Source organism: Arcticibacterium sp., from assembly GCF_055134445.1.
Genome location: NZ_JBSRVI010000037.1, coordinates 1 through 12,607 on the forward strand (window position 1 = coordinate 1; position 12,607 = coordinate 12,607).

Annotated in this window: 8 protein-coding genes; all 8 read right to left on the bottom strand. The window is 37.1% G+C overall.

Annotated elements, in window-relative coordinates; translation table 11 throughout:
* Positions 1-19 precede the first annotated feature (19 nt).
* The gene (locus ACTBZY_RS05675) at positions 20-1,108 is read right to left on the bottom strand and encodes a FecR family protein (protein WP_463045375.1); all 1,089 of its coding nucleotides are present in this window, start codon (positions 1,106-1,108) and stop codon (positions 20-22) included.
* 25 nt (positions 1,109-1,133) lie between these two features.
* Positions 1,134-1,787 carry a sigma-70 family RNA polymerase sigma factor gene (locus ACTBZY_RS05680; protein WP_463045376.1) on the bottom strand — a complete coding sequence of 218 codons (654 nt, stop codon included), beginning with the start codon at positions 1,785-1,787 and terminating at the stop codon, positions 1,134-1,136.
* A gap of 590 nt (positions 1,788-2,377) precedes the next feature.
* Positions 2,378-3,823 carry a sulfatase family protein gene (locus tag ACTBZY_RS05685; protein ID WP_463045377.1) on the bottom strand — a complete coding sequence of 482 codons (1,446 nt, stop codon included), beginning with the start codon at positions 3,821-3,823 and terminating at the stop codon, positions 2,378-2,380.
* A 3-nt stretch (positions 3,824-3,826) separates the two neighbouring features.
* Entirely contained in the window at positions 3,827-5,305 is a 1,479-nt protein-coding gene (locus tag ACTBZY_RS05690) for a RagB/SusD family nutrient uptake outer membrane protein (protein ID WP_463045378.1), read from the bottom strand.
* Between the two features lie 11 nt (positions 5,306-5,316).
* Positions 5,317-8,835: a SusC/RagA family TonB-linked outer membrane protein gene (locus ACTBZY_RS05695; RefSeq protein ID WP_463045379.1), complete on the bottom strand. Its 3,519-nt coding sequence runs from the start codon at positions 8,833-8,835 to the stop codon at positions 5,317-5,319.
* Between the two features lie 26 nt (positions 8,836-8,861).
* Positions 8,862-9,866: a FecR family protein gene (locus ACTBZY_RS05700; protein WP_463045380.1), complete on the bottom strand. Its 1,005-nt coding sequence runs from the start codon at positions 9,864-9,866 to the stop codon at positions 8,862-8,864.
* A 16-nt stretch (positions 9,867-9,882) separates the two neighbouring features.
* Entirely contained in the window at positions 9,883-10,569 is a 687-nt protein-coding gene (locus tag ACTBZY_RS05705; protein WP_463045381.1) for an RNA polymerase sigma-70 factor, read from the bottom strand.
* Positions 10,570-11,033: 464 nt separating this feature from the next.
* Positions 11,034-12,605, bottom strand: coding sequence for a RagB/SusD family nutrient uptake outer membrane protein (locus ACTBZY_RS05710; RefSeq protein WP_463045382.1), 1,572 nt, complete (start codon positions 12,603-12,605; stop codon positions 11,034-11,036).
* Positions 12,606-12,607: the final 2 nt, after the last annotated feature.

A 12,607-nucleotide genomic window follows, 5' to 3' on the forward strand; every position in this document is an offset into this window, starting at 1 on the left:
GTGCTGCTTGCTCTTTTGTTTATTTACATCCGTTTGATTTTATGATAATTTGATTGTCCACTTTTTCATAAGTGGATTCTAGTGCTAGGCAAATCAACTTTATTTTTTCAAGCAATGGCTCGTCCGATAAATAGGCAGTGAGCTTGCAGTGTGAAAGCTTTTCTTTATCGTAGATGATCTGCACATTATATGCGTTTTCTAAAATATTGAAAATCTCGGGTGCTGGTTTGTCATCAAAATCAAAACCGAGCTTTTGAATTGGCATTAAAAGTTCTGAAGGCTCAACTTTTAATGGTTGTCCAATTTTATAGTCATTTCGATTTATGGAAACTTTTTCATTGGCACTTAAAACCATACCTGTTAAATTATTTCCATTTAACTTTTCTTCTTTATCAACATCATTTTGCATAAAAACAGCCACTTTTCCCGTTTTTACAATCACCTGTGTCTCTTCTGATTTTGGCTGTGCTATTATGGTAAAACTTGTACCTAATACTTTTGTAATCATTTCATTAGAATAGACAACGAAAGGTACATTTGCATTTTTCTGAACTTCAAAAAAGGCTTCTCCCGAAAGAATCACTTCTCTTTTAATCAAATTATATTCTTTTGGCGAATAGCTAATTTTACCATTGGGTTGGAGCAAAACAGTACTATTATCTGGTAAGCTCACCAGTAAAGGCTCTTGGGATAAATTAATTTTTTCATAAGTTTCCCCTGCCACCATTTTAGTCTGCTTCACCAGTTTATCGTACGAATTATTATTGTTTTTTGGTAAATAGTTAAAACCTATCAGGCTTAAAATAAACACAATAGAAGCCGCGGAAAACCAGTAATAATTAACACTAATTCTCCACTTTTTTTGCTTGACAACTACACTTCCCTTCGTAACATTTGAAGATGCTATTTTTTCCTTTATTCTAACTCTACCATTTTCTGGATTGAATGTATATTGAGGATGTTCAGATTCCCATTGATTTAGAAACTGATAGTATAGTTCCTTGTTTCCGTTATCCTTTAGCCATTCTTCTATCATTTTATATTGAATAGTAGAATGCTTCCCATCAAAGTAGTCGAATAGTATTTTTTTTGCTTGAGATGAGTTCATCTTTTTTTGAAGTTATGTATAGTTTTTAGCTTAAAATGAAAAACAAAGTAGCACTGAGAAGCCATTCGGATCTGAGCTCTTTTCGAATTGTTGATAATGCTCGGCTTATCAACTTCTCCACGGCACTTAAAGTAATCTGCAACTCCGCCGCTACCTCGGCATACTTTTTCCCTTCAAGTCTGTTTAATTGAAATGCTTTTCTTGCTTGTTGAGGAAGATTTTGAATTGCGAAATCTAATTTCTTTGTTAACTCATCAAAATGAAGAATTTCGTCCGGTTGAAGAACCAATGAGTCCTCGGAGTGTAAGTTGTCTTTAAAATTTGATTTACGATTAATTTCGAATTTTATAGTGTTATATGCACGAAATCTAATCGATGAATACAAATAGGAACGGTAAGATGTGGAGATGTTTTTATAGACACTATTTTGCCAAAAATTTGCAAAAACTTCTGCAACTATATCTTCAGCAGCCTCTTTGGAATACACAAACCTTACGGTGTGGTTGCATAAATTGGTATAATACTTCTTAAAAAGTAAGTCAAACCCCTTTTGAGGCGATTCCAAAAAACTTCGTTCTATAAAATATTCGTCTGAAATAACCTTGGTTTCCTCTACATTTTCAGAGAGATCCAATATTTCATGATTGAAGCTTATTTTATCTCGCTTTTTTGATAGCATTATTCCTAATTATTTTTGACTAATTCTAAGACAAACTTTTCCTGTTTTACCTCACATACAATTCAATATATTTTCAAAATAGATTTAGAGCTTAAACCAATTAGAAGACTTTTAGTGATTCAAACCAATATGATATTCATACCGTACAGAGGCGTGAACACAGAACAGCATGCTTAACTAAGAAGTTGATTTTATGGATTTTACATCAATATTAGACTAAATATTTTTGAATCCATATAAGTGGTTCAAAACTTTATTTCTCATCAAAAACAATTTTCGAATTAAATAAATAAATATTTGAGTCTAGACGGAAAGTCCGTCGGTTCGGCGATAAAATTAGTGTTATTATCGTTTGGATTTCTGAAATGTTCCAAACATTCCATAGTCATGTGGCGGGACGACATTTCCTTGACTACATCAACGGAAATTTGATACCACATTAATTGACAACCAATGCTTCACTATATACCTACTACTCCAGTGATAGTCACTGTGCTTTTACAAAAAAAGCCTCTAGAAAAAAAGATATGGTTTTGTTTACCTTTTTCTCCAAAGACCTTTATTATTAAAAAATTAATTGAGGAATGTTTTTACTCAACTATGGGTTTACCTTCATAATTGACATTTCTGTAAGGCACCGTTTCTGTTTCATCTACCAAATAATTCCACTTTTTAACATACTCCATACCTGGCAGAAACGCATCTTTTCTCTTGACCAATTCTTTGTTCAAATCACCATCAAGCGTTTTTTGTAGTTTTGTATAATTGGGGTTATCAATCAAATTATTGAGTTGAAAAGGATCCTTTTCGTTATCAAAGAGTAACCAAGGACCATCTAAATCTCTGGTATATGTGTACTGCTGCGTTACGATTCCGCGAAACTCCTTTCCTCCAATTTTCCTATGCCACTGCCCAAAAGGTTGAGCACATGAAATAAGGGTTTGTTTCACTTTATCTTTTTTCTCACCCGTCAAAACTTTCGAAAAATCAATGCCTTCCACTGTATTTGGAATTGGTATTCCACTCAAACCTAGAAGCGTAGGCATAATATCAGGCGAATTGATCAATGCAGGTGACGTTTTGCCTGATTTGCCAAATAATTTTGGATAATGAATCAGGAATGGCACACGAATACTTTCCTCATAAGGTTGCTGTTTATTCCACGAACCATGAGCCCCAAGCAAGTCACCATGATCTGCCGAAAAAACGATAATCGTATTGTCATCGATACCTAAGTCTTTAATGGTTTGCCACATTTTACCAATACAATCGTCAATAGCAGCTATGTGAGCATAATACCCACGTAGGTCATTTTTAACTTTTTCTCGCTTTTCTAGCGGCACATTTTCATTAATAACGATGTCTTTGTCCGCAAACATTTGTCGATATTTTTCTGGGGCAGTCTGATAAGGATCATGCGGACTACCGATAGAAATAAACATCAAAAACGGCTCTTCTTCCTTGGCCTGTTCTGTGAGATAGTTACAGGCATCTTCTGTTTGAGCTATGACATCATAACCTTTCCAAAACAGTTTTTTGTTTGAATCTCCCGCATAATAAGCCGAATTGTTATAATCGTGCGTACATTCTAGGGTTTTCCAATAGGCAAACCCCTGCTGACGAGTAGGCGGAATATAGGTGTTTCTACCGTGGCCATCTAAGTGCCATTTTCCCACAAAACCCGTGTTATACCCTTGATTTTTATACACTTTGGCTATCGTGGTGGCATTGGTATCCAGCAGTACATCATTCATAAATACACCATTAGTTAGCGGGTATTGTCCCGTCATTAAAGATGCTCGATGCGGCGTACAAACAGGTGTTCCAGAAACGGCATTTTTCAGATTTAGACTTTCAGAAGCTAATCGGTCTAGATTAGGGCTATAAACATTTTTATCCCCGGCATAGCCCGTCGCTTGAGCCCGCCATTGGTCCACAAGAATGTATAACACATTGGGTTTCGTGTCCTTTTGAGCAAGTAGTTCTTGACCGCTAATGCACATTAGTATCAAAAACGATATTCTTATTATTCTCATGTATTAATAACCAGGGTTTTGCTGTAACTTATTAATAGAAACCTCATTTACTGGAATTGGAGCTAATAATTTGTTTGAGCTCAAAGCGTAAGATTCTGGATAGAGAAATGTCTTTTTAGCTTTTTCACGAATACCGTGTGCCGTCATAACTTCTACCGCTTTTCCAGTTCTTTTGAGATCATACCATCTCTGGTTTTCAAAGCAAAACTCTACTTGACGCTCTTTTGCAATCACACTTTTAATAGCCTCTTTAGACAATCCTCCTAAAGAATTAGTCAAACCGGCCCTGTTTCTAACTTGCTCTATATAAGAAATAGCTTCGCTAGATTTACCGATTTCATTCAAAGCTTCGGCATACATCAACAAGACATCAGAATAACGTAGTATTGGAAGATTATCTCCACTGCGGTCGTCTGGTGCAGAAATTGGTGCTTTATATTTTGCACAGTAAGGAATTTGACGCACTTGATTATCCCAATCTAAGCCATTCCAATAACCTATTGAAACACCTTTACGTTTATCGCCAGGTTCAAAGGCATCAATGAGGTCTTGAGTGGGTTGATTCCATCCTGCACCTACAATATTTACATTCGGACGCCCAGTAACCGCACCGCCTGATGTATGAGGAGCAAACCAAAAAATAAATCTGTTGGATAACTCTACACTGTTTTCTGAATACTGAATAGAAAAAATAGTTTCTTGAAAATCCTTTTTAGAAGGATTAAAAACATCGGCATAGTTTGCTAAAAGTGTATATTTACCAGAAGAAATCACAGATTTTAAAGTTTGTTCCGCTTCGGTGTATTTACCTGTTGTTAAATATACTTTGCCTAACAAAGCCAATGCACTCATTTCGTTGGCACGACCAACTTCTTCAACGTCTTTGGCATTAGAAAACAGTATGGCGGCTTCTTTCAAGTCATTAATAATGCTTTCATAAACTTGAGCCTCAGTAGAGCGTTTTACGGCAACTGCATCTTGCGAAGAAATAGGTTCCAACACTAAAGGAACACCACCAAACTGGCGTACAAGGTTGAAATAATAAAGCGACCTTAAGAATAAGGCTTCAGCCCTACAACGGTCTTTTATAGACAATTTGGACCAATTCACACCTTCTCTATCTAATTCGCTCAACAGCTTATTAGATCTTGTAATACCGTTATACGAAAAATTCCAAAATGTAGAATAAGCAATATTATCCCCCACTAAAATAAACTGGTCTATCACCCCTCTGGTGGCTTCACCCGTTCTAACATTATTCTGAAAGCTGGCATTATCGGAAATTAATTCAGCCAAAACCCAGTGGTTCGTCTTTTCATAATCACGCATGGGCACATAGCAGCCATTCGCCAACAGCACATATTCCACCTCAGATTGATAGAAGTTCCCCTCATTCAACGTAGCTTTTGGATAAATCTCTAAAAAACTACTTGAACAACCCGATAACAATAAAACAACAAAAGCATATACGATATTTTTCATAATAGTAGAGTTTAAAAAGTTAGATTAACACCAATTGAGGAAGTTCTAGAAAGTGGATAAGACGACATGTCAAATCCTGGTGAAAGCGTATTGTCAATATTTCTTGACTGTGCTTCTGGATTGGCTCCTTGGTATTTTGTAAACATCGCCGCATTTCTAACGGTTAAGTAAAAACGACAATTATTAACGATGTTGGTCTTTTTAACAAACTTGTCTGGAAGTGTATAGCCCAAAGAAATATTAGAAATTCTTAAGAAAGACGCATCTTCCACCCATCTGCTGTTTACACGGTGACCCCAGCTCGGAGTTAACTTAGGTACACCATATAATGTTCCATCACCTGGCTCTTCTGTGCTTTTCCATCTGTTTGCAAACTCTTTGTTTACATTAAAAAAGCCTTGTAGGTTGTCTGTTGTCTGACGTAAACCATTCATTACTTGACCACCATACATACCGTTCATGATTATTCCTAGACTAAGTTTTTTGTAGGAGAAGTTGTTTGAAAAGCCAAAAATAAACTTAGGATGAGGGTTACCGATTAGGGTATAATCCAAAAAGTCATTGATAGTTCCGTCACCGTTTACATCCTTGTATTTGGAGTTTCCTTCATACACTTGGGTGGTTTTTATGAGTTCTGGATTGGCCATATCTTCTGCGGTATAAACACCTTCAGAAATAAATCCAAAAAATTGCCCGATGGGCTTTCCTACCACCGTTACGTGCGTTGGATTGTTGTCATTATTTCCAGATAAAACCCTATCTCCATTTTCATTTAAGGAAAGTACCATGTTACGGTTAAATGCAAAGTTCAGGTTGGTATCCCAGTTCAACGCCCCTGAAACAGGCGTGCCTCCAAGCGATATTTCGATACCTCTATTTCTAACATTTCCCTTGTTGACAACTTGCGAGTTGAAACCTGTAATACCAGGGATAATATCATTAAGTAGCATATTTTTACTCACACGGTTATAGAAATCTAAAACCACTGATAACCTATTATTGAAAAGTTCAACATCTAAACCGGCGTCAAATTGATTGGACTCTTCCCAAGTAAGATATGGATTTGACAAACCCACAAAAGATGCAGAAACTTGATTGGTTCCAAAAACATAAGTGCCCGGACTAATAGAAGCTAAATGAGAATAATTTCCAATGTTATTATTTCCACTAATACCATAACTCGCTCTTAGTTTTAAGTCACTGATAACCTTACTGTTTTTCATAAAATCCTCTTCCGACACTCTCCAAGCTCCAGCCACAGATGGGAAATTGGCATATCTGTTTTTAATTCCAAATCGAGAAGAGCCATCAGTACGGAAAGTTCCGGTTAAAAGATACTTTTCGTTAAACCCATAATTTATTCTTCCTAAATAGGAAATAATACTCCATGCTTCTACATTTTGGTTCCAACTGGTAATGGCTTGAGCTGCATTTATAGTTTCTATCAAGTCATTTGAAAAAGGACTCGCTACTAAGCTGGTGGAATTCGAAACACTCTTTTGGGTTGAATATCCGCCTAATACATTGATTCTATGTTTTCCAAATGTTTTATCATAAGTAAGCGTATTCTCGATCAACCAATTAAAATTATTCGAATTGACCTCAGAAGCTCTACCTGTGCCTGGCAAAGGCTTAACATTAGATCGCCCCACGGTACTCGGCACGTATTGATCAAACTTGGAGGTACTCCAGATGGTATTCAGAGCAGTTTTTGCTTTTAAATTTGGTAAAACAGTCCATTCCATAAATGCAGAACCTAGATTTTGGAATTGGTTTTGGTTTTGAGAAGTTTCTCGTAATACAAAAAGCGGATTGGCGAAACTCCAGGAAGAGTGGTATTTGCTTTGCGGAGAAACCAAATAAGGAACCAGGTTGCCATCACTGTCGTAAGGAGAAACAACTGGATTGGCCCAGTTGGCCACACCAATCACATCTTCACGGTTTGAATTTGTGCTGGTACGTGTTTGATTGATAAAAGTGGGTTGCAAAGAAACACCTATGGTAAGGTTGTTGCTGATGTTTGACTCCATACCTAGTTTTGCATTGTATCTTTCCACTCCCGTGTATTTCAATACACCCTCTTGGTTAAAATAACCGAAGCTAAAGTTTAAACGAGAATCTTCATTCCCTTTTTGCATATTTACGGTATGCTCTTGTATAGCTGCCGATTGCAGCAATAAATCGTACCAGTCTGTACCATCTCCAACCAAATTTTCAGGATTTCGGTATTCCACAGGATAGTCGTTGAGTGTAGTGGCTCTGTTTTCTGCTCTAAGAACTGCTATATCAATTTTATTTCGTTGCAAATCAACAAACTCCTGCTGGTTCATCAGATTAGGTCTCCCTTTCTGCGGAACTTGCTGTACACCTACCATAGACGATACCGTTACTTTCAACTGATTGAATTGTCCTTTTTTGGTTGTAATCATAATGACACCATTTGCACCACGCGAGCCATAAATGGCGGTAGAAGAGGCGTCTTTTAAGATCGATATAGATTCAATATCATTAGGATCTATTAATAAAAGTGGGTTAAAGTCTTGATTTAAACCTGCCGAATAAGGCATTCCATCTACAACATATAAAGGCTCATTACCTGCACCCAATGACCCACTTCCACGAATACGAATAGAGGTACCTGCTCCAGGAGCTCCAGACAATTGCTGAATTTGCACCCCAGCAACTTGTCCAATCATTTTTTGATCAACCGAAGACACTGGCAAATCCTTAATGGTACTTTGGTTTATTGTTGCCACCGAACCCGTTACATCTTTTAGGCGTTGCGTGCCATAACCTACCACCACAATTTCGTTTAGCGTCTTTGTATCTGTCGAAAGAATAATATCGATTCGAGTGCGATTACCCACTTCCACTTCTTGTGGCTCATAACCCACAAAACTAAAAACCAGTTTAGATTTTTCATTTTGCACCGAAATTTTGAATTCTCCATTCTCATCGGTTATGGTACCGTTAGTAGTCCCTTTCACGACCACACTAACTCCAGGTATTCCTTCTTTGCTTCCCGTTTCAGTTACTTTTCCTTTAACACTAATCTCAGCGTTAATAAGGTCAATTCTATCCATCTCTCTAACCCTACTCATTTTGTCAAAAGACACCAATGAAGCGTTAAGGAAGCCTAGCTCCTTAAGTTTTTCTATAGAATTTAGTCCAACTTTATTATCCTTACTTACAAATATGGTGTACGACGTTCGATTGATTTTTTTGTATTTTAAACCAAAAGGAATTAATAAAATGTCCAGATTTTGTTCTAGACTTAAGCCTTTATTAATCGATTTATTAGTAATTGATATTCCTTCTACCGTTTTGGCTTCAAACAAAATATCAGCGTTGTAATGAGACTTAAGCTCATTAAGAACTTCGCCCAGCTTACGCTTGGTGGATTGATTCGGCACTTCCGTGTTTAAGATTTGGCTCGTCATAGCAATCATTTGCGAGCGACCCGGGAATCCTGCAAATAGCAGGAGTACTAAAAACCCCAAACTAGAGGCATTTTTTAGATTTTTTGTCATTGTTTATAGGTTTATTAAGTTGAATATTATTTTTCTGAAAGGTGTACTTTATCTTCTTGTCGCACCACATTTAAATCTAGGAGTTCCGAAATTGTCACTAAAAGCTCGTCTACGTTTTCCGCTCTAAATGAGCCCATTAACTTTCTATGGGCAAGCTCAGGACTTTCAATTGTCACTTTCAATCCGTAAGTTTCTTCCAACATTTGAGCTACATCCGAAAGCATTGTTTCTTCAAAAACAAATCGCTTTTCTTTCCATAAAGACAAATGATTTGTTTGCGTTACTTTTTTAACCAAAGCCTGATTTTGTTTATTAAAAGAAACCAGCTCCCCTGGCTTCATGACGATCTGTTTGTGGGTTTTGCCTTCGTTATAGTTGACCAAAACTTTACCTTTTTTCAACACCACATTAGCTCCTCTAGAACGAGAAAAAACCGAAAACTCTGTTCCCAAAACCACGACTTCAAAGCCCTTATTGGTTTTTACAATAAACTTCTGATTACTTGGCGTATGTGTGACAGAAAAAGCAGCCTCACCATTTAAAGATACCCTACGGGTTGACTCCCCAAATCCAAACCGAGGCACGCTCAATTGAGAATTTGCATTGAGGGTAATCTGTGTGCCGTCCCTAAGAATAAATGACTTTACTTCCCCAAATGTGGTTTGGTAAGATTTGTAGTAGATATTGTCTTGATATTGCCAAAAAGCAATTCCCAAAAGAAAAAAGATGGAAGCAGCAGCTGACCAACGAACTACATGTTTAGTTTGCAGTTTAAATCGCCATTTATGTTTGGGTTGTTCCACCTCAAGTGGACCAGCATTATTACTAAAAAAATCTGTGTAACGCTTAATTAAAGCTTCGCTGTCAGGAGAATATTCCAGATTCTGGTTTTCCCAATCCTCTAGCCATTTATAATATTGTTCCTCGTTTGATATCGATTGTAACCACGTATCAATCTGTTTTCGCTGCAAAGGGGTCGTCTTATTGGCAAAATTATCAAATATTAATTCTTTTGATATTTCTATATTCATGTTCTAAGTGGATGTTTTACTTTAATAATATTAAAAGCAAACTCAATGAAAAACTCAGGTAATCCTTCAATCCCTTTTTTATGGTACTTAAACCCTTGGTTAAATGCGTTTCGATGGTTTTAATAGAAAGCCCCATTTCTTGAGCAATTTCTGGAGCTTTTTTCCCTTCGAATCTGCTCATCAAAAACACCTTTTTACACTGCGGTGGCAAAGCGTCTACCAGTTCTTTTACTCGGTTAAATGATTCATCATATTGCGTGATATTATCTGGACGGAGACTGTCAGAACCTTTGGTGTATATAGAATCATCTAAGCTGGTAAAATCTTTAAATTCAGACTTTAAATAAGAAAAGGCCTCATTTCTTACAGATCGAAAAATATAAAACCGGTAAGAAGAGCTAATGGTTAGGTAAGATTGATTTTTCCAGAATTTACAGAACACATTGCTGACAATATCCTCGGCTATTTCTTTAGAATAAACATACCGCACTGCATGACTGCATAGTGCGATGTGGTATCGACGAAATAGCAACTCACAACCTTTTTCAGGGCTAATCTTGAAGGCCTCTTTAATAAACAATTCATCATCTAAAGAAGTCGCATTTTGGTTTTCAGAATCAGACAAAACCTTACAATCCTTATTTACATAAAGCTTCGATTTTGGCTCACGCTCTGAAAACCTATTATTTTGTGCTTGTTCCATTAAATAAACCTTAAAATTATAATCATAAAATAAATTCGAATAATCATAAAATCTAACCCTATAACTACCAAGACTAAATTCTTCTAAAAAACCCTTAGTCTAAAATATCTTTTTTTTCAAAACGCCTTATATCTACTTGATTTTCAGAAATATAAAACCCGAATATTCTTTATCGGAATATCCATCATAAGGTCTTTTAAAGTTGTATGAGGTAAGATTCTACCTGCTTTTGGCGTAAAACTGGCTTTAGATTTCAAACCATAACGCTATCTACCAAAGAATTAGAAAAACACAGTCCTGCACTTACCCGCTCTAAACCTGTTAGCGTGATATAAGCACCTTTGAATTTTATCCTATCCTATATTGTAATTGGAAATCAGACCTAAATTGGGGGAGCGAGGTATCGCAAAAAAAAAGCCGTCTCAAATAAATGAGACGGCTTTGCTTAGATTATATGTACAGATTTAGTTGTATCCAGGATTATGTTTAAAATTAGGATTGGCATCAATTTCGTTTTGAGGAATGTCAATGTATTCTCTTCCCGGCTGATAAGCACCAGTACCACTGCTAGATGATTTAAGTTCTGGATGTTTCACCAGTCTTTCTTCTATTAAACCCCATCTTAATAAATCGTGATATCTTGTTCTTTCTAACGAAAGCTCTTTTACACGCTCATCTTCTATATCCTTCATCGTCATTGACAATCCCAATGGTGGCATATTAACACGAGCTCTGACTTGATTCACGGCATCTACAGCTGCCTGAGTAGCTGCTCCGCCTTTCCAGCCTCCTATTTCTGCCTCGGCGTACATTAATAGTACATCGGCATATCGCATTAATCGTAAATTATTTCCCGACTGGTGCCAACCTTCCGATTGAGAACCTGTAAAACCTTGTTTCACGTCCAGATGCTTGCTAGCGTAAATGGTTTTTCTACCATCGCTATAAACATCTTTGTAAGATTTTCCTAAATAGGTGCTAGATTTCAAGGTCCTACCTTTATAAGTCGTTGTTTCATTGGTATCCCAAAATAAAGTTTCAAATGCACGTGGGTCAATTTGACCATCTACCGTTTTCTCATCTAAGAAAAGGTCTAAAGTCCATTTGTTTATCTGCATGCCATCTTGACCTGTGAAACCGGCTGGCGATAAGTCTGGATGAAAAGCCGCCCCTTTACCTGTTCCAGCAGCATCTCCACCCCAGCCCTGATTTCCATCAGCAATAAACTGAATCTCGAAAATGGACTCCGCGTTATTCTCGGTATCTTCTGAAAAGTTATCGCCATAATCGGCTGTCAACTTATATTTACCACTATCAATTACTTTTTTCAGTTCCGTTTTTGCATTGGCATAATCTGATTGGTAAAGATATGCCTTACCCAAGAAAGAAGTGGCTGCACCCCAAGTGGCTCTTCCCAAATTGGCAGAATCCCAATCTTTCGGCAACAAGCCTTGAGCAGCTTTAAAATCAGCTATAACCTGTTTCCAAGTTTCTTCTGGAGCCGCTTGAGCAATAGCTTCCGGGTCTGCTATTTCAGAAAAAGGCTTCAAAATCAAAGGAACATTTCTCCAGTTATTCACCAACTGAAAATAATGATATCCTCTTAAGAAATGGGCTTCGCCAACTATGGCGTCCTTCATAGCCTGATCCATTTCAATATTTGGCACATTAAAAATGACCTCATTAGCTCGTGTGATAGCCTGATAATGCGTACTCCAAACCCAAAATGTACCATTACTGGTAGAAATACCATTAAATGCTCCTACTGCTGTCCTTTCTGAAGTACCGTAAGCATTCACCACATCATCGCGATAATCCGAAACAAAAATCTCAAACCTTGAATAATTCCAGATGTGTGTAAAAGGGCTGTAAGCTCCTAATATACCCTTTGTGGCATCATCCGCGGTCTTCCAAAAAGACTTGGGAGTGATGGCATTCGGATTATTCTGTTCTAATATATCTTCATTACAAGAATAGAAAACTCCCGTGCTGAGCAGCATAAATAATGCTGATGTTATTTTCCAATTTATTTTCATAA